General features: G+C 57.5%; 29 protein-coding genes. 6 read left to right on the plus strand and 23 right to left on the minus strand.

The genetic code is table 11. From position 1 onward, the window contains the following. Window positions 1-86 precede the first annotated feature (86 nt). The 16 genes from HB376_RS12840 to HB376_RS41710 all read right to left on the minus strand — a co-directional run bounded on the left by HB376_RS12840 (window position 87) and on the right by HB376_RS41710 (window position 17525). Window positions 87-1955, minus strand: a complete 1869-nt coding sequence (locus tag HB376_RS12840) for an ATP-binding protein (RefSeq protein ID WP_213764028.1) — start codon at window positions 1953-1955, stop codon at window positions 87-89. Window positions 1956-2098: 143 nt separating this feature from the next. Then, window positions 2099-3499, minus strand: a complete 1401-nt coding sequence (locus tag HB376_RS12845; RefSeq protein ID WP_213764029.1) for a restriction endonuclease subunit S — start codon at window positions 3497-3499, stop codon at window positions 2099-2101. Further along, window positions 3496-4953 carry an N-6 DNA methylase gene (locus HB376_RS12850; RefSeq protein WP_213764030.1) on the minus strand — a complete coding sequence of 486 codons (1458 nt, stop codon included), beginning with the start codon at window positions 4951-4953 and terminating at the stop codon, window positions 3496-3498. The genes HB376_RS12845 and HB376_RS12850 overlap by 4 nt, the downstream gene beginning before the upstream one ends. A 76-nt stretch (window positions 4954-5029) precedes the next feature. Continuing rightward, window positions 5030-8494, minus strand: a complete 3465-nt coding sequence (hsdR, locus tag HB376_RS12855) for a type I restriction-modification system endonuclease (protein WP_213764031.1) — start codon at window positions 8492-8494, stop codon at window positions 5030-5032. A gap of 251 nt (window positions 8495-8745) precedes the next feature. Then, window positions 8746-9534, minus strand: coding sequence for a helix-turn-helix transcriptional regulator (locus tag HB376_RS12860; RefSeq protein ID WP_213764032.1), 789 nt, complete (start codon window positions 9532-9534; stop codon window positions 8746-8748). Further along, window positions 9531-9779: a hypothetical protein gene (locus HB376_RS12865; RefSeq protein WP_213764033.1), complete on the minus strand. Its 249-nt coding sequence runs from the start codon at window positions 9777-9779 to the stop codon at window positions 9531-9533. The genes HB376_RS12860 and HB376_RS12865 overlap by 4 nt, the downstream gene beginning before the upstream one ends. Before the next feature lie 18 nt (window positions 9780-9797). Then, window positions 9798-10415 carry a hypothetical protein gene (locus HB376_RS12870; protein WP_213764034.1) on the minus strand — a complete coding sequence of 206 codons (618 nt, stop codon included), beginning with the start codon at window positions 10413-10415 and terminating at the stop codon, window positions 9798-9800. Between the two features lie 619 nt (window positions 10416-11034). After that, window positions 11035-11349: a hypothetical protein gene (locus HB376_RS40930; RefSeq protein ID WP_255631305.1), complete on the minus strand. Its 315-nt coding sequence runs from the start codon at window positions 11347-11349 to the stop codon at window positions 11035-11037. After that, window positions 11342-11557: a hypothetical protein gene (locus HB376_RS12880; protein ID WP_213764035.1), complete on the minus strand. Its 216-nt coding sequence runs from the start codon at window positions 11555-11557 to the stop codon at window positions 11342-11344. Before HB376_RS12880 ends, HB376_RS40930 begins: the two co-directional genes overlap by 8 nt. Before the next feature lie 159 nt (window positions 11558-11716). Next, a complete protein-coding gene (gene dnaB / locus HB376_RS12885) occupies window positions 11717-13084 on the minus strand; it encodes a replicative DNA helicase (protein ID WP_213764036.1) in 1368 nt (455 codons plus the stop codon). 158 nt (window positions 13085-13242) lie between these two features. Continuing rightward, entirely contained in the window at window positions 13243-13989 is a 747-nt protein-coding gene (locus HB376_RS40935; RefSeq protein ID WP_255631306.1) for a hypothetical protein, read from the minus strand. A 1-nt stretch (window position 13990) separates the two neighbouring features. Further along, entirely contained in the window at window positions 13991-14452 is a 462-nt protein-coding gene (locus HB376_RS12895; protein ID WP_213764037.1) for a hypothetical protein, read from the minus strand. Further along, on the minus strand, window positions 14452-14658 hold the full coding sequence (locus HB376_RS12900) for a helix-turn-helix domain-containing protein (protein ID WP_213764038.1): 207 nt from the start codon (window positions 14656-14658) through the stop codon (window positions 14452-14454). Before HB376_RS12900 ends, HB376_RS12895 begins: the two co-directional genes overlap by 1 nt. Before the next feature lie 172 nt (window positions 14659-14830). Next, entirely contained in the window at window positions 14831-15562 is a 732-nt protein-coding gene (locus HB376_RS12905) for a hypothetical protein (RefSeq protein WP_213764039.1), read from the minus strand. Between the two features lie 152 nt (window positions 15563-15714). Continuing rightward, window positions 15715-16068 carry a hypothetical protein gene (locus HB376_RS12910; protein ID WP_213764040.1) on the minus strand — a complete coding sequence of 118 codons (354 nt, stop codon included), beginning with the start codon at window positions 16066-16068 and terminating at the stop codon, window positions 15715-15717. A 104-nt stretch (window positions 16069-16172) separates the two neighbouring features. Continuing rightward, window positions 16173-17525 (minus strand): tyrosine-type recombinase/integrase, encoded by a 1353-nt coding sequence (locus HB376_RS41710; RefSeq protein WP_213764041.1) that lies wholly within the window; start codon window positions 17523-17525, stop codon window positions 16173-16175. A gap of 516 nt (window positions 17526-18041) precedes the next feature. Here HB376_RS41710 and HB376_RS12920 point away from each other — a divergent pair. Beyond that, entirely contained in the window at window positions 18042-18278 is a 237-nt protein-coding gene (locus HB376_RS12920; protein WP_213764042.1) for a hypothetical protein, read from the plus strand. A 72-nt stretch (window positions 18279-18350) separates the two neighbouring features. After that, window positions 18351-18506: an SEC-C metal-binding domain-containing protein gene (locus HB376_RS12925; RefSeq protein WP_346730482.1), complete on the plus strand. Its 156-nt coding sequence runs from the start codon at window positions 18351-18353 to the stop codon at window positions 18504-18506. Between the two features lie 3 nt (window positions 18507-18509). Here the strand turns inward: HB376_RS12925 and HB376_RS12930 are convergent, their stop codons facing one another. Beyond that, window positions 18510-18713, minus strand: a complete 204-nt coding sequence (locus HB376_RS12930; protein WP_213764151.1) for a hypothetical protein — start codon at window positions 18711-18713, stop codon at window positions 18510-18512. Further along, the gene (locus HB376_RS12935) at window positions 18713-18943 is read right to left on the minus strand and encodes a hypothetical protein (protein WP_213764043.1); all 231 of its coding nucleotides are present in this window, start codon (window positions 18941-18943) and stop codon (window positions 18713-18715) included. Before HB376_RS12935 ends, HB376_RS12930 begins: the two co-directional genes overlap by 1 nt. 309 nt (window positions 18944-19252) lie before the next feature. On the opposite strand from HB376_RS12935, the gene HB376_RS12940 reads away from it, so the two are divergent. The 4 genes from HB376_RS12940 (at window position 19253) to HB376_RS12955 (ending at window position 21080) form a co-directional block, all read left to right on the plus strand. Beyond that, a complete protein-coding gene (locus HB376_RS12940) occupies window positions 19253-19519 on the plus strand; it encodes a type II toxin-antitoxin system RelE/ParE family toxin (RefSeq protein ID WP_346730488.1) in 267 nt (88 codons plus the stop codon). Beyond that, on the plus strand, window positions 19503-19832 hold the full coding sequence (locus tag HB376_RS12945; RefSeq protein ID WP_213764045.1) for a helix-turn-helix transcriptional regulator: 330 nt from the start codon (window positions 19503-19505) through the stop codon (window positions 19830-19832). The genes HB376_RS12940 and HB376_RS12945 overlap by 17 nt, the downstream gene beginning before the upstream one ends. 127 nt (window positions 19833-19959) lie before the next feature. Next, window positions 19960-20241: a hypothetical protein gene (locus tag HB376_RS12950; protein WP_213764046.1), complete on the plus strand. Its 282-nt coding sequence runs from the start codon at window positions 19960-19962 to the stop codon at window positions 20239-20241. Window positions 20242-20654: 413 nt separating this feature from the next. Beyond that, window positions 20655-21080: a hypothetical protein gene (locus HB376_RS12955; protein WP_213764047.1), complete on the plus strand. Its 426-nt coding sequence runs from the start codon at window positions 20655-20657 to the stop codon at window positions 21078-21080. Here HB376_RS12955 and HB376_RS12960 read toward each other — a convergent pair. The 5 genes from HB376_RS12960 to HB376_RS12980 all read right to left on the minus strand — a co-directional run bounded on the left by HB376_RS12960 (window position 21077) and on the right by HB376_RS12980 (window position 23963). Next, window positions 21077-22207, minus strand: coding sequence for an enoyl-CoA hydratase/isomerase family protein (locus HB376_RS12960; RefSeq protein ID WP_213764048.1), 1131 nt, complete (start codon window positions 22205-22207; stop codon window positions 21077-21079). The two genes, HB376_RS12955 and HB376_RS12960, sit on opposite strands and share 4 nt — an antisense overlap. A 63-nt stretch (window positions 22208-22270) precedes the next feature. Next, on the minus strand, window positions 22271-22888 hold the full coding sequence (locus HB376_RS12965; RefSeq protein WP_213764049.1) for a TetR/AcrR family transcriptional regulator: 618 nt from the start codon (window positions 22886-22888) through the stop codon (window positions 22271-22273). 84 nt (window positions 22889-22972) lie between these two features. Continuing rightward, complete coding sequence (locus tag HB376_RS12970) at window positions 22973-23254, minus strand: DUF1488 domain-containing protein (protein WP_213764050.1); 282 nt, start codon at window positions 23252-23254, stop codon at window positions 22973-22975. A gap of 65 nt (window positions 23255-23319) precedes the next feature. After that, window positions 23320-23691: a hypothetical protein gene (locus HB376_RS12975; RefSeq protein WP_255631307.1), complete on the minus strand. Its 372-nt coding sequence runs from the start codon at window positions 23689-23691 to the stop codon at window positions 23320-23322. Next, entirely contained in the window at window positions 23691-23963 is a 273-nt protein-coding gene (locus tag HB376_RS12980) for a hypothetical protein (protein WP_213764051.1), read from the minus strand. Before HB376_RS12980 ends, HB376_RS12975 begins: the two co-directional genes overlap by 1 nt. Window positions 23964-24241 lie beyond the last annotated feature (278 nt).

Below are 24241 nucleotides of genomic sequence, written 5' to 3' on the forward strand. Positions count from 1 at the left end.
CAAAACGACGAAAGGGAGGCCTTTGAGGTGAGACAGGGTGCGGCATCTGCTCGCCTCAGGTTAATTCATCCGTATCGGAAGGTCTGTCAATGTGATTTCCGACGTGTCTTAGCGGTGGAGGAGTCTGCCAACCGAATGCTCACCTTGCGGCCACTGATGACTATGCCCTCCAGGTCAATAAGAAGCTGCGCGCTCGTCCTGGTGCCAGCGTCAACGGTGGCAAAGCAAAACCCTTTGTTCCTACTCCCCAATTGTCGCCCCTCTGGCATATGCAAACTGAGCACACTGCATTTTTTTCCAAGTTCGGCTACGACGGAATCTTTCTCACTTGCATAGCTAAGATTACCAATGAACAGCGTTAGCTCATTTCGAGCAAATTCGTCGGCGTCGCTAGCAATAATTTCTGCCTTTTCAAACTTGATATTCGCCGCTGGCTTTGAAACAACCTTATAAATAGGCACGGAGCGCTTCGCCAATTTTTTATCATTGGCGAGTTTATAAGCTTGTGCGTGATTTTTTGTACGAACAACTAGTCCAAGTTGGCGAAGGGGCGTTAGAATTTCCCGCACCTGGTCTGTATCAACAATACCAAGGCGATCAATAATATCTTGCGTTGAAAACTGGCGATCCTCGTGTCCCAACGCCAAAACAGCGGTCTGACTCTCGCTCAATTTATACTCGTCAAAGAGTGAGAGCCAAAATTTAACTTTCGGATCGTAAAGCGAGCGATGGAAAAGTGAGACGACAAAATTGTCGCTTACACTTTGAATGTCAGGCTCTGCTAGTGCATTGCTTCGCATTACATCAAAGATTCGCCGGATTCCTTCGCCCATTTCACGAACGTAGCCGACCTCGCGTAAAACTCGGGCCACAAGAGGATTTCGGGACTCATGCGCACCCTTTAAAGTCCGAATATCGTCTAGCGATATTGTTGAGAGGAGGCGCCCGGGGCTTTGAATCTCCAATCGATCGCTGAATATACTTATCTCGATCCCGCGCCCTTGGATTGCATAGTTTCGATGAACGATCGCGTTAATCAAGGCTTCTCTGCAAGCTATCTGTGGATACAAATAACTTTGCTTAAATTTCGCCTTATCCGTTAAAGAGGTATGCATTGTTAGCGCGTAACTAAGGCGCTCCCATGCAGTTTCAACCAAACGAAGAACGTTGTCGGCGACAATATCATCCTTAATAACGTTAAAAGCCTCTCCAGAGCGCCGTTCTTTTCCATCGATTGTGAAAATCCGAACAAAACAACCCGGATGAAATTTACGCACGTCTTTAGCAAACAGCAACAACGCGGCGACTTTCAGTTTCATTCCAGACGGAGCGAACTCTGCCACACCCAAATGTTGAAGGCATTTTTCCGGTGTCACGCCATAGGCAATCTGATTTGAAACCTGCTGCAGCAAATCAAAATCGACGTCATCTAATGTGGCGGAATGCTCAATTGCCCGATCCCACGTACGGGACTCCATCTCAAGCCGCTCAGAGCGAATGTTCTCTGAGCTTACCGGAATAGACTCAAGGTCCATCCTTTTGAGACACTTGCCGTCTGCCGTCAAATATGCGTACTCGTTCCCCTTCGAGATCGAAAAATACAGCACCTTGAGGTTGCTGTCCAAATTTACAAGGCTGACCTGTGGTTTGGGAAGGGGAGTATCGCGATGCACGTGCGTGACATACGCGTTTTTGAGCTGTGTGATTTCCTCGGCGGTGTGCAATAAACCGGTGATAGTTCCGTCGTCCTCGATCCCGATGAAAAGCTCGCCGCCGTCCGCATTGGCGAAAGCAACCAAAGTCTTGGCAATATCGGCACAAATGTCCTTGACTGAGCGCTTGACCTTCGCGTCAGGAGGACCTTGGCATGCACTTTTGAATTCCCTATAGTGGCTCTCACCTATTCGCGTTGCAAGTTGCACGCGCTCCGTCAAGACCAAAATCTGTCCGTCCATCGCATCCCCCGCTTATTTTTCTACCTGTTCGCTAAACTGCAGCCGCGATCTTATATGAACCGTCACTTGCAATGCGAGCAATAAATCTTGCTCACTGAAAGACCCCTGAGGACCACCGCACGTTCACCCTGTGGTCCGCTTCACTATTCGATGAACGAATTCTCGGCGTCACTCGGCGTGAATTGACGTGCTCCCTTACTACCTTTGCGCTTCGTGCCAGCTCTTGATTCCGATTGCTGCCCTGCCAAGCGCTTCAAGAGTTCCGCTGCTGACTCGTCGTTCGGGTCCTGCGGTACGAGCTCGCCACGAAACGCCTTGGCGAGCAATGCGGGCGTCAACCGTTCCACTGATTTTACTGCGGCGACAAGACGCTTCTCGATTTCATCCGCGAGAGAAAACAACTCACCTACCTTTCGAACAATCTTGTTTTGCTCATCAATCGACGGAACAGGAAATAAGAAGTCTCTGCATTGCGATAGCGAGATATTAACTTGCCCTGCCGAACCCCTCGTTTCGTTAACGATATCTCTGATATTCTCGCCATGGCACAGAAGAATATACAGCCACCCAGTCGTGATTTTTTCGCTCGGTCGAAAGAGGGTGATTGCTTGGTTTATGTTCCATTCGTCGTACTCGTATGGAACTACCGCCACTTTGCCTAGAGGCGGTCCGACGATGTTCATCAACACGTCACCTGGCAACGCCACAGACTTGGCTAGCGGTCCGCGATTCACTTCCGCAGTCACAAATTGTGGGCGGCAATCAAAAGCCACTTGCTGGTCCACGATGTTGTAGACCTTCAGAAAGGGAATTCCGGACTCGCTAACAAAGCCGCTTTTCGGCGTGCCTCCGCTCTGTACCTTCGCACACACGTCTGCGGCTCGTGCCTTCTTCCAAGTATGTTTGCCGTCTCCACCACAACTTGTGCAAAGTTGCCCCGACACGGCTGCACTCAAAACGGACTTGCGAAAAAGTCTGAGCTTATCGGAGGCCCGGTCAAGCCGCCCTTGGCAAGCATCGACGCACGCGAGCATGGTGTCGAGCTTGTCGGCGATGCGCTTTTGCTCGGCTAGGGGTGGCAACGGCACGGTCAACCCAAGCAAGACTGATTGATTCAGGTTGACCATCGTTGACCCCACCGAATCGCCAATTAGCTTAGCGACAGTTGCCGGTGACGACAGAAAGCGTTGAAGATAAGTCGAGTCTACGGACATAGATGGCCTCACGATGACGGAACCTGTGCCGCATACCCATCCAGCAGAAGCATCGGGAACAACAGCACAGCGTCCCATTTCTCCTCGGCGTCCCATTACCACGTCGCCAGCAGCGAGCCAGTACTCGCGCAACTTTGAAGCGGTAACCGGCGTTATCGTAACGCTGGGCGCTGGCGACAACTTGCCGTCGCGTATGTGAGTGGGATTGATTAACGGGATCTCGCCTGATACGTAGTCTTCCTTGTGAAGTGCTGAGCCAAAAGGTCCAGTCTTTAATGTGGCGACCTCTCCCAATGGGGCCATTGTCCAATTCGCTTTGCCGCCACTCATTCGAAATCCCCCTGCTCAAGAGACAACAGGACGGCGGTCATTTCGCCCAACGCACCATTTAACTCGTCCATCACCTCGCGAGCCAACACATCTGGCTCAGGTAGGTCAGTCGCATCTTCAGCGCTTTCATCTTTCAGCCACGAGATATCAAGGCTATCGCCTCGGGCCTTGACCCACTTACGGCTGAATGTACGGAATCGGCCAATCTCACCCTGATCGACTCGTTTACTAGTTCCTTCTGCTGCTTCACCGTAGGCCGTCTCGAATTCGGCGAAGTATTCGCGCAACAGCGGCGTGCGTTTACCAAACTTCGGCGCGTTGGCGCGCAGGTCATACACCCATACCTGCTTCGTGCTATCGGTCGCAGCTTGGCTTACCTTCGTGAAGAACAGAACGTTCGTTTTAACGCCTTGCGCGTAGAAGATGCCCGTAGGAAGACGCAAGATTGTGTGCAGGTTGCATTTGTTCATTAGGTCGCGGCGAATGTCCGCGCCGACGCCTGCTTCAAACAGCACGTTGTCAGGCAACACTACAGCGGCACGCCCGCCATCCTTCAAATGTCGAACGATGTGCTGCACGAAAGCGAGCTGCTTGTTGCTGGTCGCATACGTTAGGTCGTCACGAGTCGGACCACCACCGCCCTTCGCCGTACCGAACGGCGGATTGCTGAGAATGATGTTTGCTCTAGGCAAGGCCGCGCCAGCATTGCCCAGCGTATTGCCGATATGCACAACTCCTTCATCATCACCTTCCATGCCGTGCAACATGCAATTCATCAACGCGAGCCGCCTTGTGCTCGACACCAACTCCATGCCGAGAAACGCCTTGTTCCGCTGGAAGGTTTGCTGTTTGGCGTTGAGATTGTAGAGGTTGTCTGTGTGCGACTTGATATAAGCATCCGCTGCGATTAGGAAGCCCGCCGTACCTGCTGCCGGGTCCTGAATCGTCTCGCCATGTTGCGGCTTGATGAGGTGAATGATGCTATCGATCAAGGGGCGCGGCGTGAAGTATTGCCCGGCACCTGACTTCGTTTCGCTGGCGTTCTTTTGCAACAAACCTTCGTATAAGTCGCCTAGCCCATCCCTCTTCGCCGAGAACCAGTCGATACCATCGAGGTTCTTTACAAGTTGCTCAAGGTGGCGCGGCTCTTTTAGGCTTGTTTGGGCGTCAGCATAGATCGCAGCGATTAGGGGATCGGTGCTTTGGCTCAGCGACAATAACGTTGCCCGATAATGGTTCAACAGATTTAAGCCGCTCTTATCAGTCAGGTCCGTCCAGCGCGAGCCTTCAGGCAACTTGTGCTTACTGAGCACACCACTTTGGGCGTTTTCGTGCTCCATCTTGATGAACAGTAGCAAGACCAGCTCGGCCACATACTCCGAGTAGTTGATGCCATCGTCGCGCAGCACGTCGCAAAGGTTCCACAGCTTCTGGACGATTTCGTTATTGCTCATGGGGCCTGATTCTGAATGGGTTGGCAGGCCGTAAATCGGGGAAATCCGTGACGGCCTGCGAAGATTTTGGACTAAATTATGCCACCTGCGGCCACAATGTCCCCGCGAGTTCTTGAAGCACCGTATCCAGCTTGCCGCCTAGCATCTTGTTGAGCTGCTTCGCGCCGCCATCATTAGCGAATGTGCTGTTTACGAACTGCTGATCGACGACAACCTCGTGAGCGAGTTGCTTGGCTAACCGGCCCAGCCATGTACGCTGCACCTGTGTCCAGTTCGTAAGCTTATAGATGCCATCCATGGCATGAGCAACACGCTGATCGAATGAAATGAGAGCCTCGCCAAGCGCTGCCTGCCGGATATAGCCTACGATGCTCGCGGCGATCTCTTGGTTGGTCTGCTGCCGCCAAGCGCTCTTGATTCGCGCCTCCGTAAAGCCATGCTGATCGAGCAGCATGCGGACTTCTTTCAGCTCTGCACGCGTCAAGTCCTTCGGGCGATTCACGACAACCGACAACGCAGCCGACTGGTTGATTTGCTCGCGGATGAAGTGGTTGAAGCCATCAAGGTAATCTTTCGGGCGTCCGTAATCGCCGTAACTCTGCTCACGAGACAGCAGCTCGTCCGCGTGTTCGGAGATGATCGGCATGTTGCCCGTGCCCACCAGTTGCTTCACCTCGGCGAGCTGTTCCAAGAGATGCATGTGCTCGCGCACGAAGTCTGCTGCGCCCGCTGGACCTAACGAATGCAGGTGCTCGTGGAGCTTGCTCGGCGGCACACCCCAGGTTTGCTCAAGTTGTGCAAGGCGTTCCGTTAGTGCTGGCTTTTTCAACGCTTCGTGTGTCGCCTTCCGGAGCACACGCATCAGGCCTTGACTCAGGGCATCAAGGACCTCGTGAGCGTGCGTGCGATCAGACGCGCTACCCGGCGCATCGAAGCTAGCGGGGTCAGTAAGCTCGCCGATCAACTGCTCCATCGTGACGTTCGGGTCCTTCACCAGCGGCTTCATGGTCGATACGTCCTGAAGCGCGGCGTAGATGTCCACCGGGTCATAAATCTTGAAGACAGTCTTGCCAATCTCGTCGCATCGGCGGGTCGCACGCCCGATCATCTGCTCGTAGAGAATACGGGAGCGCACGCGGCGTAGGAACACGAGATGGGAGATGGTTGGCACATCGATACCAGTCGTGAGCAGGTCAACCGTGATGGCGATGCTGGGATACAGCTCGTTCTTGTAAAGGCGAATGAGCTGGTTGACTTTGTCCGACTGCCCCGTAATCTTCTTGACGGCAGCCTCGTTGTAGAGGTCGCCATATTCCTCTTTGAAGGCTTCGTTGAGAAGGCGCTTAACCATCTCAGCATGCATATCGGTCGCGCAGAAGATGAGGGTCTTCTCTTTGCCGAACGGGTCCAACTCCTTCGCCAGTTGAGCGCAAATCACCTTATTGAACTGTTCGCTAATAACACTCTTGTTGAAGGCTTCGACGCTGAAATTAACCTCGTCCTCTAGCTCCGACAGTTCTATCTCGCCCGTCGATGTGTTGATCGCCGTAACCGTCTCGCCCTTCTGGAAGTGGATGCCGTTTTTCGAAAGAAGAGTTTCGTATCGAACCGGCGGCTCGTGGTCGATCAGCCAGTCGTCGGCGACGGCCTCACGGTATGAATACGTGTAGACGGGCTTGCCGAAAATCTCTGTCGTATGCTTCGCGGGCGTGGCAGTGAGCGCGACCTTTACCGCGTCGAAGTAATCGAGCACCCGTCGATAGCTGGAGAGGTACTGACCTTGATCCCGTACAACTAGCTCGCCTTCGGTCATCTCTTGATCAAGCGTGTAGCCACGATGCGCTTCATCAATAATGATGCAATCGAACTCGTCAACGCCGGGTGGCGTATCGGACTGGAGGATGCGCCGCACCATCGCCTGAACCGTTGCGACCTGAACGCGCGTCTCGGCCTCGGCGGACATATCCCCTAGCTTCGCGATGTTGTAAATCTTCGAAAGCGGCTGATTCTGCTCAAGCAATGCTTCGTCGAACGTGTCCGTTGCCTGTTGCCCCAGCGCGGTGCGATCCACGAGGAAGAGTATTCGGCGGAATCGCTCCGCCTTCAGCATCCGATACATGAGGCCAATGATCGTTCGGGTCTTGCCCGTCCCTGTCGCCATCGCAACGAGGGCCTCGCGCTGGCCGCCAGCGAGCGCCAGCTCTACGGCTTGAATGGCCTTCACTTGGTAGTCACGAAGCTTCAGATAGTCGAAGCCTTCCTCCGCGAGCTTTGCTTCGGCGTCTTCCTTGCTCCGTTTCAGCCGATCTACTAGGCCATCCGGTTGATGGAAACCTGCTAGCGGATTGGAGAGATTCGAGGGTGCACGCACATCACGGAACCATGTGCCGCTTTGCTCCGCCAGTTGCTTGATGTAGGGGCGGCTGTTGCACGAGTACACGAACGGGACTTTAAATGAGCCGTTTTGCCCATCCGACCATGGCCCCGACTGCCCTGCCACTTGCCACGGTGCGATCAGGTCCGGCGTGAGCTTGAATCCACGCGAGTAACGCTCCGCCTGTTGGATCGTGTCTGCCACGCCCTTGCTTTGCTTCTTCGCCTCAACAATGGCAATGGGCATCATGCCTGCGAATAGCATGTAGTCGGCAGTACCGTCTAGAGTCGGCCATTCGGAGATGGCTTTATTCTTTCCCGGCTCCGGGCGTACGCCCTTTGCATATTTCAGCTCCACCGTATCTGCATCCCATCCCGCTTCCATCAACTGCTTGTCGATGAGAATGCGCGTCAAGTCCTCGGACCACACGAGTTGCTTTGTAGCCTTCTGCGTGCTGACCTTAGCCTGAGTTACCTGCTTTGCGTCGAGCTGGTCCTGAAGCGCTTTCAGTTGGGTATCGAAAGCTTGCTGCGCTTTTTTCAGCGCTGCTTCCTGCTCGAATGCTAGATCCTTGTACGTCTTCGCTTCTACGTCCATCTGCAACGCGAGCGTCTCGTACTCCTCCTTCTCTTGCGCTATGAGGTCGGCAAGTTGCTGGCTGCTTTCGAGCGTCTGCGAGGCGCTCTTTAGTTGCGCCTTGAGCACGTCAATCTCAACCTGGAGATCGCGCAGGGCTTTGCTGGGGTCTTCTGGTGGAACAAACGCACCGGGTTTGAACGCCGTACCCTGCTTGCCGAACGACTGCTCAAACCAAATCGCGAGGGCGCGGGCGACTTTCAGGCCGTCCATCGCCTCTTTGTGCTGCGTCTTAAACTCGTGGGTGGCCTTATTGCCTTCAACGCGAAGCGTATGGAACAGACCACGGATCGCTTTGTCGAGGCCAGCCTCCCGATCCAACCGGAAAAGCAGGTCCGCCTGCGTGGTTGTCTGGTCGAATTCGACGCCCAAGCGCGAGGCCAAGTCCTGCGCCATCGCCTCGCCAAACTGGCGAAGCTTGATGAGAGTCGTATTCGGGTCGCTGGCGAAGATTTTTTCGGCGGCAGTGCCGAGCTGTGCGAGAAGCGGCGAATGCTCGGCTAGAAAGCTGAAATTCCCAGTCTGGCTCACGGTCTATGGTCCGTCGTTATTGTCTGACGGACTTTACTGTAAACGGGGCGCAGGCGGGAATTCGCCGAGCATCCGATTGTGGTTCAGACGCCAAAGATGCCGCGCGCTACGATTGCATACGCCATCCCGTTACCGCGTAGCCGGATTACCTGCATCGCGAATCAGCAATGGCCTGCGACGTGAGCGCAACAAATTCGAGATTCCTCGGCAGTCTGTTCGTCTTTCTTACAGAACCGAAAGGCTGCGCCGCGTCAATCACCGTCCTCGCGTAATACCTCGCGGGCATGTGCTCGGGGTTTGTGCCGCTCATACATGGCGTCGATTTCGGGTAGGCGTCCGGCTTGCACTCCATCCACATAGTCGTTGAAGACGGCGAAAGCCGCGCGCACACGGTGAAGGGGCGCGCTGACGCGAGTAAGGGCGGCAATCGCGGCGGCAACCGGCGCGCCGCCCGGCAGGTCATCGAATTGACCGCGCTCGCACAGGTCACGGAACCGCCGCTCGATGGATTCGACCGCCGCTATCACATCTGCCGTCTCGTCGGGCGTGAGTTGCATACGACTAGCAACCTCCGCCGATATCCGGGCGAAGCCCGTCATGGTCGCTTCGAGCGCGCTTCGCGTCCCGCGCAGCAAAGCATGCCGCCGCAAAACTTCGGCGTCGCGGTCCATGTCAGGCACAAGTCCGAGAAGCCAATCGACCGACACTGAGTACACCCGCGCGGCCTGCGCGACAAACTTGAAATCTTTTGGTATCGGGCGCTCGCCGGACTCGATTAAGGAAAGTTGCGTGCTGTTGGCGTATCCGAACAATTGCGCGGCTTCGACCGCGAGCAGGCCATTGGCTACGCGGGCCTGAATGAGTCTGTATCGCAAGTCTTCCAGTTCGGCGGGCGCAGTGAAGCTGCGCTTGAATCGCGTGAGCACCTTTTCAACGAGAGGGCCGCCCTCATCCACGGGTTCACGCTTCGCGGGCACGACACGCTCTTTGGTCAGGTCAACAACTTTAAAGCCAGCGCGCGGCACGTGGTAATCACTCATTTTTTTCTCCCAGCAAGCAATACGCGTGCGACGTTTTCAAGGCGGGCAGCGACACGTTCAAGGCGCTCGGACTGCGTCGGTTTGGCGGCGGTGCGAGGTGTATCTCTCCAGCGTTCGACCGACGAGCGGTGATGAATCGCGCTCGGCGAAACACCGTAGCGTTTTGCAAGCTGCTTGGCGGTCGAGCCCGCGCGATACTCGGCTTCGATTTGAAACCACGCTTCGGGCGATAGTCGGATTGCCATGCGGTTCCCCTGCGGTGGTCAGAGGCCGAACGACGACGAAATGTCGCCACCCAGTACCACTGGGTCGAAGAAGGGCGCGGTCCGTACAAACGCGTTGATTCGCTCAAGGCGCGCTCGCTTGTCGTCAATCGCGGCCTGCCACTCTTCGAGGTCTGAACGCGTCGGAACCGGCTCGACGGCGTCGATAGTTCGCTGGTCGAGTCCAGCGTCCGCGAGCTTTACGCGATAGTCATCGCGCGCCTTATCGAAACCGCGAACGTGTTTTTCGAGTTCGACAATCGTGCCCGGTAGCTCCAAGCGCTCGCTGAGAATTCTCGGCAACGCGTGGGCGACGGACGCCCGCGCAGCCTTCGCAGCCGCTTCAAGGGCTTCGTTGTCGGCGAACGCTTCCTCGACCTGTTGCTGAAGCTCGACGGCGGTCTCGTTCAGCAGCGTGGCGGGCGATGCGCCATCGCACTGCGCGCGCACTACCGCGTCGAGAATCAGCCCGAGCCGCTCAACCCTCGCGAGCGTGGCGTGAGCGGTCTTCACGCGGACCACCGCAGCCCGAACGGCAGGGTCCGCGAGCGCGCGAAGGAAGTCGCCCTTGAGCGTCATGTCCGCATCGGCGGCAAGAGTGGCAGCAATCATGTTCATAGTGGAAAGCCTTCGATTGTGTTGGAGAAGGCTTCAATGCTCGCACCCGGCACGCGTGATACGGCGGGGCGTTTTCCAACGATTGCAAGCAAAACGGCAAACCGATGTTGTTGCGCCCGACGGGCCGAACGTGGCACGCGCACGCACGCGCTCCGTGTCGGAAAATTCGGCCCTTCGATTCGCACTGAATCGCCCAATAGCCTCACCGCACAAGGCTTTCGCGGGATTTTCATGAGCATTAAAAATGTGCTCGTATCAAGCCGTTCGCCGGATGAATTCGGGCAGCGTGCACGCGGATTGGCTGCGACCATTTGTATTTTGGGCGACAAGCTCGCGGGCGCTTCGTAGGCGTAGAATTAGTTATCCCCGCAGCCCGCCAACGAGCGGGCTTTTGCACATTCAGAATCCGAAACGCGAGGTGCGATATGGCAAGCAGAGCGAGGCGGCGCGCGGACCGGGCGCGACTCCGGCACAAGCGAGCGAAATGGTGGGGCCGGTATCTTGTCGATGCGACTGAGCGCGGCAAGGTCATCGACACGCCAACGCCGTGCAGTTGCCCGATGTGCGGCAACCCCCGGCAATACTCCGGTGAGCGCACGGTTGGCGAGCGACGCTGGTTTCAGCAAGTCGAAGACGAGTGAGCGCACCAACGCCGAACTGCGCGTGCCATTGCCCATTGCGCCACCCGGTGCCATCGGTCCACGAGCCGGGCCGTGAACTGCGGCGAGAGTTGCGCGACGATCACATAGCTATCGCGCTCGCCGAACCGTGCGCGCGCGGTGAGAATGGCGTCGTCGCGCTGCGCCGCGTGGGATTCGAAGATTTCTTGGGCACGTTCTTCGGAAAGCGGTTTCAACCCGAGCTTCTCGCAAATGGCGCGCATTTGGGCGACGCGCTTCGCGAACCTCGGCGTCATTTTGCGATGGTCAGTCATGTGGCCCGCCGTCGATGAGCTTCCGCGCGGCGGTGCGAACATCGTGATTGGCGGCAAGGCACTTTGCCACATCGGCAGGCTTGCCGGTCGGTGCGTCGCGGTGTGCCCGCGTGCGCTGCTCGACGGCATGCAAGACGGCCCGCGCATGCCGAAGGCGGCGTAGGTCTGCCGCCATTCCGGGCGGCGGTTTGCGGTTGTTCTCTTTCATCGTTTTTCCTAATATAGTTAGTTATCCTAATTCAGTGAATCACCTAGCTGCGTTTAAACGGCCTGTACCGGCCTCGCCGCGACCCGGATGACGTTCGCGTATTGCCGGGGTGTCACAAAGCCAGCAGCGAGCCGATTTATGGCCTTGCCGCGCCGCCGTTCAATCAAATCCTCTGTGTCGGCGCTTCGGTTCCGGCTTCACACCAAATGTCACCCCGTGCGCCAAATCCTCGAAGCGCTGCTGCTCGCCGATGAATGCGACGCCAACAGTTCCGGTTTCGCCTTGGCGCTGCTTGGCGATGATGACCTCGCACTTGCCACGGTCCATCGTGTCCGGGTTGTACACTTCGTCGCGGTACAGAAAAATAATTGTGTCGGCGTCGGCTTCGATGCTCCCGGAATCTTTCAGGTCGCTCATCATCGGGCGCTTGTTCGGGCGCTGCTCGACGCCACGGTTCAACTGTGAAAGCAGGACGATTGGTATGTCCAATTCCTTCGCCAAGATTTTCAGGCCCCGCGTGACGGTCGCAATCCTCAGGTCGTGCCGCTCCTCATCGCCGAGCCTCATCAAGCCGAGGTAATCGATGGTCAATAGCGACAGGCCGTGTTTGCGCTTGATTGCACGAGCCTTGCTGCGAATGTCGAGGAGCGACATGTCGGCCTGAAAGTCGATGAAAAGTCCCATCGCATTGATTTTCTGCGCGGCCAAAGTGACGCGGGCCCAGTCTTCGTTGCACATGCCGCCGACGTTGCGCAACGTGTTCATCGATATGCGCCCCTGAGCCGCAACGAGACGCTGCTGAAGTTGGACGTTCGGCATTTCCAGCGATAGAAAGAGGGCTTGCCCTTGTGATGCCGCATGGGCCGACACAGCGAGCGAGAAGGCGGTCTTGCCCATTGCCGGGCGCGCGGCGACTACAACGAGGTCACCGGGATTGAGGCCACCGCCGAGCTTGCGGTCAAGGTCAGCGAGCCCGGTCGGATGCGCCCAGACCAGCCCCGCTTCCTGCGCCTGCATGTGCTCCAGATAGTCAACGAGCAGTTGACCGACCTTGACCGGCTCCGACTTGACGGTCGCCGTCCCAAGCGCCTCCAGCTTCGATGCGGCACGGTCTATCAGCGTCGATGCATCGTCGGGCGTTGAGCCAATGGAATCCTGTATCTCGGCGGCTACCGTCAGCAATCCGCGTTTCTGCGCCCGGTCCCGAACGATTTCCGCATAGCGGCGGATATTGGCCGCGCTCGGCGTGTTTTGCGCCAGTGCGTTCAGGTATGCAAGCCCGCCGACTTGCTGCGCTTTGCCCCCAGCTTGCAAGCGCTCGAATACGGTCAAGACGTCCGCGCCGCCGCCAGCAATCATCGCCGTGACCTGTTCAAAAATCGTACGATGGTCGGCGCGGTAAAAGTGCTCGGCGCGCAGATCGCCGATGCGGTCAACGGCATCGTTATCGAGCAGCAGGCCACCGATAACGCTTTGCTCTGCCTCCACGGAGTACAGGGTAGAGCGCTTCGTGTCGTGTTCGCTCATGCCGCCTCCGCGTCGTGAAAGCGGCCTTCACGAATTTTTGCGAAATTTTCTGCCTTGCAAATCCAGTCCAGCCCCGGTGTAAACGGTTTGCGGTCTCCCGAAGTGGCCTTGCCGGTCAGAAACGGCGACGCGGAAATGTAGGTGAAAAACCGCCTCCACTATTCGATGCTCTGGCGCTTCCCGTCTTCGTTCCAACGGGCGCGAAGGTGCGCCGCGCGAGCGGGCGTCCAGTCGCGAATAGCCGGGCTGGCAGGCAAAAGTTCGTGGTACACCGCGATGATTTCCTGATGCGGGCAGTCCGGTTTCTTCGCTTTCGGTTTCTCCGTGGAATGGTCGTCGGCATCGCTGACGACAACCAACACGTCAGTGTTGGTTATAGGTTCTTCCTCTCCCTTCGACTCCCCTCGACTCCCTTCCGTAAGCGAACAGTCCCCGAACGCTCCGCTAACGTTCGCCGGTTGTTCGTCTAGTGCTCGGCGAACATCTGACGAACACTCATCCAAAGTTGCTTCGATGGGCGGTGCCGGAATGTTGACCATACGGTTCGCGCGGCGCTTTGCGGCAGCAGCCGGAACAGACCCGTCAGGGCGCGGATGCTTGAACGTCGGTTGGTCGATTTTTTGGTGATGCCAGCCAGTCACCTGCCAATACGATTCGTTGTCGATGGCATATTCCGTCAGCAAACCGACGCGCTCCAGTTCGGCAATCAGTCCACGAACGTCTGAAACCGAAACGTCGTCAGCCGGGAAAACCTCAGCCTTCAGGCGCTTCTCGCTCGCCGGATGAATGCCAGCGTCATCGCAAAAATTCCACAGGCCGATGAACAGCAGTCGGGCCGGAATCGACAGGTCCATAACTTGCGCCGAGGTCCAAAACTCAGGTTTGATTGAGCGAATACGCGCCATTTCAGACCTTCTGCAAAAGGCCAAGCAAGCCCGTGCACACCGCATGTGCAATGGCCCGCTTGGCATCCGGGCTAGGCGCGAAGTGAATCGAATTGGCAATTTCGTGCACAAGCGCGAAATCGACCGGCAGCGTGGCTTCGGGAGCCTTGCTGGGCTCATTGTGTGCGCACAGCGGGCAGTTGCGCACGGCAGTTTCGAGGCGGCGCAGCGCGTTGCGCTCGGCGGCGCGGGCCTTTTGAAGGGCGGCGTATGCCTTGCGCGTCGCGCGGTGAAAGGCGGGGTCGTCAATGTCGATGCGGTCAAGGAAGTGGCGCATCCGAAAGCGGGAGCAGCTAGCCTTGTATTTTTCACCGACAGCGAGGCGATCCGCTTTCAAGCGGAAAAACTCTTTGGCACGTTGCGCGACCAGTTCGACGGTCCACGCCGGGCGCGCGGCGGCATTCGGGATTTTTTTTGCGGCCATTATTTCGCGCCCCCTTCAAGGAGAGCATGAAGGTCAGACACGCGCCATGCCAAGCGGCCATTGATACGGACAGGGCGGATGGGGCCGTTTTCGAGGCACGCCCATTTGCGCAGCGTTTGCGGCTTGCGATTGATTGCGGCGGCGGCTTCGTCCGTAGGCAGGACTTCGGGAAGGGAAGCGCGGTTCAGCAGGTTTTGAAGGTTCATTGTCAACGCTCAATTCCGCCTAGTCCGGCGAAGCTCAAAGCGCTGATAACGTGCCGATATTCGCTATCAACGCCTCGACGCTTCGCCGTGTTCGGCCTTGTGTCTCGGCGTTGATACTTTGGAGTGGGGTGTTAGTGGGGACGCAAGAGTGGTGATGTAGGGTATTTTTCCCCTACTTGCCCGAGTATGCGTCATGGTCGGCCATGCGGATTCTGCCAGCGGCTACGGCATACTTCCACGCATCCAGAAACGGGTCGTCGCCAACCCCAAATAGGTCGGCGTAGTGCGCCTTGCACCTCACCTGAATGGCCTTCTTCCCTCCCTTCGGGACGCGCAAGCGCGGATACTTCAATCCATTCGCCTCTGTCTCTATCGCTCGAATCTGCTTCTCACGCTTCGACAGACCGCCATCAGCAGGTGGCGCGTTGGCGACGGGCGGTGCGGGTTCATCGTCCGGTTCGCGTGCGGCGTCAACATCGGGCGGCGGCACGACGGTGCAAGACGCGGCATCGCGCGACTCACCTGTGGCTTTTGGCGCTGGTGGTGCGTCTCGGTTTTCCCACAAATCGAGCCAACAGGGCTTGATGTTTTTTACCATTGCCCACGCGACAAAATACTTCGGCGGATAGCAGAGTTCGGTATGGTTGCCGCGTGCCCAGTGCGCACGTATCAACCTCAGCCTCTTTCCGGCTCCAATCAAAAGTCGTTCGTAGCGGTCATGGAAGCGAACGTTACAGTCCCAATCCAAGAGCCCGCCTGCGACAACTACGGGCGATTCGACAATTCCATAGCGTGGCGACACCCGTTCCCCGTCAACTATTTCCGCCCCGTGCGGGAAAACGTTCGCGAGCAACAAATGCGCTTCGTGAGGCGACCAGTAGTCGTACTGGAACCATTCGCGCATATGGTCGTGCCAATGTGGATGACACACGCTCGACTCGGCATTGCTTGGAATTGCATTCATAGCGCCCCCGCGCTCCCTCGTAAAGGACCCGGGCCAGTGCGGCAGGGTTTCCGCACGTTTCGGGAGCTACCCTAGGCCCGGCAAACCGGCTATCAGGTCGTGCCGCTGATGGTACACTCGGTCACAGCACGACGAAGCTCTGCCAAGCCAGCGTGCAGTTCGTTTTTGATGGTGCTGTCTTCCAGCGTTTGAACAATCGAATCGAAAATCCCGGCCGAGGTGGAGTCAAATGGGTCGCCCATCTCATCGACGGCGCTAGCTCGGGACGAACCGCCGCGCGCGACAGAATCGGCGATGTGCATCTGCTGATCGATAAGTGCGAGTCGGCTATCGATCCAATCGAAAAGCTCTTCGATTGACGCCCCCCGAAGGCCGAGTCGTTCGGCCAAATCCGATAAGTGGTTGGTACGTCCGTGCAGCGTGGCGTTAGAATTTATTTCAGCCATGTTTCCAGTTCCTTTAATAGCCTTGATTTGTGGTTAGGCGGCACGGGTGTTCGCGCACTCGCGCCGCCGCTTTTGCCTGATTCGTCAGGCGGCGTTTGCAACCCTTAAACCGGGTTTTCTTGGTCTGGCACGAACTCAACACCAGCCTGTTCGAGTACCCAACCTTCAATCTTGTCGTGCCACATACGCAATAAGTCAATCGGACGTATTTTGTAATGACGCTCGGCTGTTGCGGATGGCCGGTGACCCATGACTTGCGCGACCACGCCGGTAGGAACCTCCACCCATTCACTTAGCGATGAGAACGACCGGCGCAGGCCGTGCGGAGTCACAGGCGCGATTCCCGCCGCTTCGCAGACGCGATGCAAAGCACGATTTGGCGCGGCCAGCCTCCCTTCAGCAGCGCTGGAGCTTGAAAATACCCACTGAGACGGCTTCCACGTTTTTCCATCGCTTTCAAGCTTTCTGAGTTGCCGCACGCTGGGCGGCGTTTCGTTGAGCCGCTTCAATTCCAGCAACCTCGAATGCAGGTATGGGGTCAGGGGGATTACGCGGCCAGCCTCCTTTTCAACCTTGTCAGCAAGGTGCAGGGCGCGCCAACGAAAATCCACGTCATCCCATCGAAGCCCCGCCAGTTCTTCCCGACGTGCGCCAGTGAGCAGCAGGCCGATCAGGTATGTTTCCATGGTTGGATTGTCGAGTTGATTGACGGCGTTGAACCAGCCGCGCAATTGCTCGCGCTGAATCACGTCGGTCTTAGCGGCGCTTGTTGGGAGCGCGTCTTTGGAAATTCGGGTCGATATCGCCTGCGGATCAACTAACCCGCGATACTCGGGTTTGGATTCGAGCCATGACGCAAAGATGCGCAGTAGATTAAAGGCGAGGCGGGCACGGGCCGGGCGTTTCGCGGCTTCGCTTTCGAGCCAGTCGCTTATCAGATCCGCATTGAGGTCAGCCATCTTCAGCCGCATGAGCGCTGCAAGTGGCCCCGGCTCAGTCAGGCCCTTGCCGCGCCGCTTCGCCGCGCCGCCAAGGCTCGAAAGGTCTACGTGATCCCTGTAGTGGAGCACACTCCACTTTGGGCGGCGTGCTTCGAGATAGATGGCCCATGCTTCGCTGATAGTCGCAGTTTGACGGCGCGCTTCTAACTTACGGGCCTCATGGGCGGCGCGTTGCTCGGCCCTTTGTTCGCGCGGGTCAATTCCACCATTGACGAGGGTTTGCAGGCGACGCGCCTCATCCTGCGCCGCGTCAATACCCCAGCTTTTCACGTCGCCGATTGTCAGGCGCAGGGTCCTGTCATGAATCGTGCCTTGGAAAATATAAGACTTAGCTCCGCTTGCCGTCGCACGCAGGCCTAATCCGGGCGATTTTGCGTCCCAAAAGAACGCTTGTGACTTGCCCGCCGGGCAGGCGAACTCTTCGACTCGGCGCGCAGTGAAATTAATTTTTGCCACCCCATCCTCCCAAAATGCCTATTTTCCATGTAACGGCCATGTAAGAGAATTATGTGGCAATCGATAAACGTAGGTAAATTGTAATATTTAAATTGTGAGCGCATACTATTGATTTGCATAGGTTTTCATGGAATTTATGGATATACGTCAACACCGATAAATGCCGTCATGACAGGATTGTGATTCCTGTTGTCGTGGGTTCGAGCCCCATCAGCCACCCCAAAAGATTCAATGACTTAGCGGGTTTTTCGGCTGCTCAGTTACAGGTTTTGGAAGATGAAGTTCCAATCTCTGGAAGGTGATTTAAAAAAGCCCACTTAGCGTGGGCTTTTTTGCGTCTTTTAGAAAGGCTGTTTAATGGCTCGTTTGCCGGCAATCTGTGATCGATGTGGCACGATCTTTCCTTCCGGGTATGGCTTGGGGAACGGCACATCAGGGGTGATGTTCGAAGGCAACAAGTCCGGCCCCTGCCCGGAATGCGGCGCAATGGGAACGGTGCCGGATGGTATTTAGGGCGTGATCGACGGGTTGATCAAGTTCGCGCGTGCTGGCGAACTCCCCGGTGATCGTCTCGCTATGTTGGGCGAGATGGCCATCACCGCGAAAGCCGAGGGATGGTCGTCTGATCAGTTCAGAGCGGAAGCGGAGAAGCGAGAACCGGGGTCCGCTGGGTTGCTGGCGTGTATGCCCTCGAACAAGGTCGAGTGGTTCACGTTCATCGGCCTGTTGATCATGGCGCTGCAGTTGATGTAGGCGAGTTCCGGCTACACGCTAAAGGACCTGCTCCAGCCGGCTCCGGAGCCGGTGCCCGGCCCGGTAGCTGCGGTGACTAGGCAGGTCACCGATAGCACGCCGAAGGTAGCGCCAAGCCGGATCGCGCCAAAACCCAAGGCGGCCGGTAGGCATAAGATTGGTCGGAACGATCCTTGCCATTGTGGCAATGGGATTAAATACAAGCGCTGCCACGGCGCCTTGAACTGACGGCTATCGCGTCGCGCGCACCTTCCGCTTGCGCCGTCGGTCATAAACCTTGTTGACCATCCGTTTGTCCGCGTGTCCCGTTGCGTCGGTGATCTGCTCATCACCTTCTTCCTGGCGATCCGTTACCGCGGTCGGCCTCATGTCGGCCAGCGTGAACCGTTCGAAAGTGATCTTCCGCTCAGCCGCGACCTTCTCGCAAAACTCCATCAACTGGGTCCAACTCGTGTTCCACCCGCCGCGTGTGTAAACCTGACCGGCGGTGTTGCCGAATACATAGACACTCGGTCGCGCTGCGGCGACAGCGCTTCATCGATCATGGCTTCAAGTTCCAGCCACCTGAGAATGGACTTGAACCGCTGCGGCTGGCCGGCCTTGCGCTTACCGACCGGGATCTTGATCTCTTCAACAGCGATCGAATGACGCTTCAGCTCACGCATCTCCATGGGCCAGACTGACTGTCAGGTATGCAGCCGGTACGCACAGTGCCAGATAAGCCGCGACGGAATTACCTTCGCGCGCCGACTGTCCCGACAGAAAGCGAGACGCCCCCTTGACAGCCGGCTTCGGCAGAATCGTATGATCCGGTCTTCAGGCGTGATGTATCTGCGCCCGCACCATCTGATCTCGATTACCTACCCTATGGAGCCTCAATAGTCCAGCGCATCGTGCTCGCCTTATCAGCACCTGCGAGCACGGCCACCCTTTTCCAAGCCTATAGTCAGCTTGATAAAACCTATAAATAACCTATAATAATTGTTTTGAACGCTATCAATTGGACTCTGAAAGCCGCCAAGCGACTTCGAAAACTGGATCGGCAACATCAGGTGGCGATACGTGATGGGGTAAATACATTGGAAACCATGCCTGACTGCCAGAACGTAAAGTCACTCATGAACCACGAACACGGCTACAGGTTGCGGGTGGGCAACTACCGAATCCTGTTCAATTGGGACGGCGCTATCAGGATCGTCGATATAGAAGACATAAGGAAGCGCGATGAACGCACGTACTAACATCCAAGTCATCAATGGGCCGGACGGAAAACCGGCTTTTGTGGTTATCCCATACGCCGAGTATGTCCAGAAGCACCGTGAGGAGACCGGCCTGATTCCCCACGATGTAGTAAGCCGCACTGTTGATGGGGCATCGCCCGTGCGTGCGTGGCGCGAACATTTAAACCTGACACAAGCAGACATGGCAATCCGGCTCGGTATCAGCCAGCCTGCGTATTCAGAACAGGAGAGCGGTCAATTGCGCTTGCGCAAGGCCACGAAGGAAAAAATTGCGGCCTCCCTCGGAATCACGCTCGAACAGTTGGATTTCTAAGCGGAGGTCCCAACCATTCTTTTGCGAAGGACCCGCAAAAAACGAATCTTCCGCACGCTCCGGTGTCACAAAACCAAACGGCCGCGCTACCCGTTTCCATGAATACGTCGCCGCCGCGGAGAAACCCATGAAATCCTGTGCGATTAAAACGCTCCCCGGCACCATCGTCGCCCTCGTCTTCGTGACGGCCGTGCTCGGCATCGGATTGGAAACAAACGCGGAGGCCCAGACCGCGGCGCCGGCCGATTCTGCTTCAATGGTTAAACCGCCAGTTACGCCCAGCGCTCCGAATGCGACAATCCCGCGTGCGGCTAATCCAGACAACATGCCAACGAAGCGCCCCGCTCTGCCGCCCAACAGCAATCGCATGCTGCGCAACAACCCAGCCAGCGACGCGATCGCGAAATAGCATAGGCGGGCGCAGCATATTCGCGGAATCCGGATAACAACCGTCGCGGCAAATCATGCCGCGACGGCGCGCACCAGCCGCGAAATCCGCTCGCGCCATTTATTCACCGCCCATTCGCCCTCGCCTTCCAAGCGCTCACGACACGTCACACTGCAGATCTGACGCAAGGAACGCATCCACGCCATAGGGCATTAGCTCCCCGCACAAATTAACTACTCAACAACTCCAGCAAAGCCAAACCCAAGCAACATCGCGCCGAAACCGCAACCCGATCAGCGCATTAGCCGGTACCCCGTTGCATCGACCGCAAAGCCCCGCCCGATTGCACCATAACGCGGCATGTCCGACCCTATAATGACGCCACTTCAAAATATCGACGCAGCTGCGGCTCGCGTCACAAGCGGTGGTTTTCCATGCAAAAAGTCATTTTGCCGTTCGTCGCGGGTTTTCTGGCCGCGCTGTTTTTCCGTGAAGCCACTATCGCGTTGTTGCATGCAGCCGGCGTGGTCGATCCAGCTGGTTATTCCACCGCGCCATTCCTGCCGCTGGGGATCCCCGAGTTCATCGTCAACGCGCTATGGAGCGCAGTTTTCGGCATCCTGATGGCGTGGCTGCTGCGTGTCGCACCCGACCGCACTGCGCCGTGGATCGGCGCGCTGGTGTTCGGCGGCGTCGTGCTGACGGCCGCGAGCGTGTTCGTGGTCGATCCGTTGCGCGGCATCTGGCCGAGCGGCAACATGCTGCCCCGCCTCGCGCTCGGTTTTGCATCGAATGCCATGTGGGGCTGGGGCGCGCTCGTCTTCATGCGCGCCTTCACGGCGGGCAGCGACGCGGACTAATCTGCCAGCGCGGCCAGCGGATGGTCGCGCTCAGCCCACGGACTGTCGTACATCTGCAAGACCGCATCGCGCGTCACATCTTCCATACGCGCCACTTTCCACACCGGCTGGTTGTCCTTGTCGACAATGCGTGCCCGGATGCCTTCCATCACATCGCCATGATCGAACGTCGCGCGCGTGAGCCCGAGGTCGCGCCTCAACGTCTCGGCCATGCTCGACGTTTTGGCCCGGTCAATCAATTCCAGCGATACATCGACAGATAACGGCGAACGCTCACGCAACTCAGCCGCCGTGCGCGCAGCCCAATCGCGTTCCTCACCGGCCGTCTCACTGCCCGCCTCACCGCCCGTTAAGCTTTCCAGCGACTTCAGGCAGGCCGCGCCGTTGCCCGTAGCAAAATGCTTATCGATAAAACCACGCTCCGCCGCAAGCGCGCTCGCCTTCCCCGCATTCGGGCTTGCCTGCGTTTCGATAAACCGCACCACCTCCGCGCCGCTAGCGAACGGTTTCTCCTTCAGCGTATCGATAAGCGCGGGCAGCGCATCGTCTTCCATGTAAGCGTCGGCGAGGCCGGCGTAGAGCGCATCGGCGGCATCGATTGTCGCGCCCGTCGCCGCGAGATAACGCCCGATCGCACCCGGCGTGCGCGCGAGGAACCAGCTCACGCCCACGTCCGGAAACAAGCCGATACGCGTTTCGGGCATCGCCATCTTCGTCGAGCCGGTGACCACCCGCACGCCGCCCGTATACCGCGCACCTTGCGAAATGCCCATTCCGCCGCCCATTACCACGCCGTTCAACAACGCGATATACGGCTTCGGATAGGTGAAAATCGCGTGATTCAGGCGGTATTCATCGGTGAAAAATTCTTCGATGACCGCATGTTCGCCCGCCTTCGCCGATTGATATAAAAACCGGATATCGCCGCCCGCACAGAACGCGCGCGGATGCGGGCTGTAGATAACCACTGCGTGCACCAGAGGGTCGTCGCGCCAGGCGTTCAGCGCGCGATGAATGGCGTGCAGCATGGGCGTGGACAGCGCGTTCAACGCCTTCGGACGATTCAGCGCAATGAAGCCAATACCCTGCGCGCGTTCGATACGAATTTCATCGATGGATTCAGTCATATGCAATGCAGGTTTCTATTCGTGTGAGTGGAAATGGCGCTGAAATTGGAGCTGGAAAGCATGTCAGCCGGCGCTTGCGGATGGCCGTCGACGAGCAGGTTTCTTCTTGATGACAGTGGGCAAATACAGGTCCAACATTTCATCGATAAGCGTATCCGGCGGCGCGGTGAAAACTGTCTGTGCCGTCAGGCTCAACGACACGATACCGTGCAACGCCGCCCACAACGTCTCGGCCCGGACCGCAGGGTCATGAACCAGCGCCAGCGTCCGAGTCAGCATAGAAAGCACCGTCTCGCCGGCCGATGCCACATCGTTAAAAGCGGCGGCGGTATAAGCGGGATTTTGCATGAAAATCAGCCGATACACCTCGGGATGCGTCAGCCCGAACGTGACGTACGCATGCGCCATGGCTTTCAGCCGTTCAACCGGCTCCGCCACGTCATCATGCGCGTGCATGGACTCGAGCAACTGCACGTGACCCTCGACGCAAAGCGCGTGGGCAATGGCATCGCGGCCGGCAAAGTGGAGATAAAGCGAGGCAGGCGAATATCCGACAACCCCTGCGATCTTGCGCATCGACAACGCGTCAAAACCTTCACGCACGACGATCACGCGCGCCGCATCCAGGATCTGGATGCGCAGTAAGGGCTGATTTGAAAGATGTTGTTTTGAGCCTGCCATCCCGCGCATTTTCCGGATGACACCGGCCAAGTCAATGCAAAACTGAACAGCATTGAATGTAACCGCCTCGTTAAATGCCCGCTATCAGCTCCCCATTCCCGGCGGAAAATGACCACTCTTCAATAACACGGGCCCACCATTATTGATGTGCAGATGCTCCCTCGCAACCGCTTCAATCCTCGGGCGCGCAGCATCGAATGCGCGTATCCAGCCGGTGCTGTCGCAGCTCTCCACGCCAAAATGATCCTCCAGCGCCTCGACCGAGATCGCACACGGCACGCGCTCGCCATCGACCAGCGCGGCAAATACCACGGTCAGATTCGCGTCGCGGTACGCCGGCGCATCGGCGGGAAAAAGGATGTTCATGGCGGCCTCGAATGGCAAGGAAATGGGGGTAACGCACGATCCTACCCGCGGCGCCTCGATCCGGTCTACCCGGCTTCTTCCATGCTGAGCCGGACCAGCTCGGCGGGTACATCGACAATCAGCAGCGACACCGCGCCCGGGTCGGCGTAATCGAACTTCAGGTGCCGGCTCATGTCCCTCACCCGTTCGCAAAATTGCTGCTGTACCGGCTCGGTGACCAGATCGAAAAGGCTCAATGCTTCCGTCTCGAAGCGGTAATGCACGCCCCACGCAATATTGCCCGGATGACTTGCCATGCCGCTCGTACGCCAGCTCACGAACAGGCACGGTTTCTGATCAGTGCCGATCTCGCTGATATCCGCGCCGCTCGGGAACAAATCGAGCAGCGCCTCGGCAACGCAGCGCATCGCCGGGTGACGGATATTGAGCGTGCGCATCAGGTATTTTGCAGCAATCTGTCAATATAGGCGCGCGCCGCCTGCTCCACATTGGCGAGCGCTTCGTCCTCGCTGGCAAAGCGCTGCTCTGCGCCGACCTCGACCAGTGCCTCGAAGCGGCGGACGTTGTCCGGACCGCCCTGGGCAACGTTGACCGTACCCACGTAGATGGGCGCGCTCGGTTCTCCGCCTGCCTGATCGCGCGTTTGGGTAAGCCGCGCCGCCGCACTGATGTAATACCCGCGATACGGGCCGCTAACGCGTTCTGCCATGTTTTCCCTCTCAAATGTTTTATAAGTGCCGCGTGTTGCCCGCGTCTCTGTAAGGTTTGAATGTCGGCAATTAGTTCTCGGCCGTTGCAACCTGTTGCATTTTCTTCCGGCACTTCGGGCAACCCGGTGCGTCCGACGGTGGTTAGCTTGAAAAGCGTAATGCAACGCGCGCGCCAGCGGCCTGGCTGGAGGGAGCATTTATCGAAGTGATTTGATTTAGGTCAAAAAGCCTGCTTTTTCCTACGCTCACCAGCGTATGGGAAAATACAGGCACGAAC

Origin of the sequence: Caballeronia sp. dw_19, from assembly GCF_018449515.1 — a bacterium.
GTDB lineage: Bacteria > Pseudomonadota > Gammaproteobacteria > Burkholderiales > Burkholderiaceae > Caballeronia.

Coding starts and splice junctions, on each gene's coding strand:
- HB376_RS12955 (WP_213764047.1), top strand. CDS start 20,655: ATGCAAAAAGTCATTTTGCCGTTCGTCGCGGGTTTTCTGGCCGCGCTG.
- HB376_RS12845 (WP_213764029.1), bottom strand. CDS start 3,499: ATGAGTGGCGGCAAAGCGAATTGGACAATGGCCCCATTGGGAGAGGTC.
- HB376_RS12980 (WP_213764051.1), bottom strand. CDS start 23,963: ATGGCAGAACGCGTTAGCGGCCCGTATCGCGGGTATTACATCAGTGCG.
- HB376_RS12870 (WP_213764034.1), bottom strand. CDS start 10,415: ATGAACATGATTGCTGCCACTCTTGCCGCCGATGCGGACATGACGCTC.
- dnaB (WP_213764036.1), bottom strand. CDS start 13,084: ATGAGCGAACACGACACGAAGCGCTCTACCCTGTACTCCGTGGAGGCA.
- HB376_RS12965 (WP_213764049.1), bottom strand. CDS start 22,888: ATGGCAGGCTCAAAACAACATCTTTCAAATCAGCCCTTACTGCGCATC.
- HB376_RS12900 (WP_213764038.1), bottom strand. CDS start 14,658: ATGAACCTTCAAAACCTGCTGAACCGCGCTTCCCTTCCCGAAGTCCTG.
- HB376_RS40930 (WP_255631305.1), bottom strand. CDS start 11,349: ATGACTGACCATCGCAAAATGACGCCGAGGTTCGCGAAGCGCGTCGCC.
- HB376_RS12930 (WP_213764151.1), bottom strand. CDS start 18,713: ATGGAGTTTTGCGAGAAGGTCGCGGCTGAGCGGAAGATCACTTTCGAA.
- HB376_RS12840 (WP_213764028.1), bottom strand. CDS start 1,955: ATGGACGGACAGATTTTGGTCTTGACGGAGCGCGTGCAACTTGCAACG.
- HB376_RS12975 (WP_255631307.1), bottom strand. CDS start 23,691: ATGCGCACGCTCAATATCCGTCACCCGGCGATGCGCTGCGTTGCCGAG.
- HB376_RS12860 (WP_213764032.1), bottom strand. CDS start 9,534: ATGAGTGATTACCACGTGCCGCGCGCTGGCTTTAAAGTTGTTGACCTG.
- HB376_RS12880 (WP_213764035.1), bottom strand. CDS start 11,557: ATGAAAGAGAACAACCGCAAACCGCCGCCCGGAATGGCGGCAGACCTA.
- HB376_RS12910 (WP_213764040.1), bottom strand. CDS start 16,068: ATGGCTGAAATAAATTCTAACGCCACGCTGCACGGACGTACCAACCAC.
- HB376_RS12945 (WP_213764045.1), top strand. CDS start 19,503: ATGAACGCACGTACTAACATCCAAGTCATCAATGGGCCGGACGGAAAA.
- HB376_RS12935 (WP_213764043.1), bottom strand. CDS start 18,943: ATGCGTGAGCTGAAGCGTCATTCGATCGCTGTTGAAGAGATCAAGATC.
- HB376_RS12950 (WP_213764046.1), top strand. CDS start 19,960: ATGAAATCCTGTGCGATTAAAACGCTCCCCGGCACCATCGTCGCCCTC.
- HB376_RS12970 (WP_213764050.1), bottom strand. CDS start 23,254: ATGAACATCCTTTTTCCCGCCGATGCGCCGGCGTACCGCGACGCGAAT.
- HB376_RS12865 (WP_213764033.1), bottom strand. CDS start 9,779: ATGGCAATCCGACTATCGCCCGAAGCGTGGTTTCAAATCGAAGCCGAG.
- HB376_RS12905 (WP_213764039.1), bottom strand. CDS start 15,562: ATGCGCGAATGGTTCCAGTACGACTACTGGTCGCCTCACGAAGCGCAT.
- HB376_RS12895 (WP_213764037.1), bottom strand. CDS start 14,452: ATGGCCGCAAAAAAAATCCCGAATGCCGCCGCGCGCCCGGCGTGGACC.
- HB376_RS40935 (WP_255631306.1), bottom strand. CDS start 13,989: ATGGCGCGTATTCGCTCAATCAAACCTGAGTTTTGGACCTCGGCGCAA.
- HB376_RS12850 (WP_213764030.1), bottom strand. CDS start 4,953: ATGAGCAATAACGAAATCGTCCAGAAGCTGTGGAACCTTTGCGACGTG.
- HB376_RS12960 (WP_213764048.1), bottom strand. CDS start 22,207: ATGACTGAATCCATCGATGAAATTCGTATCGAACGCGCGCAGGGTATT.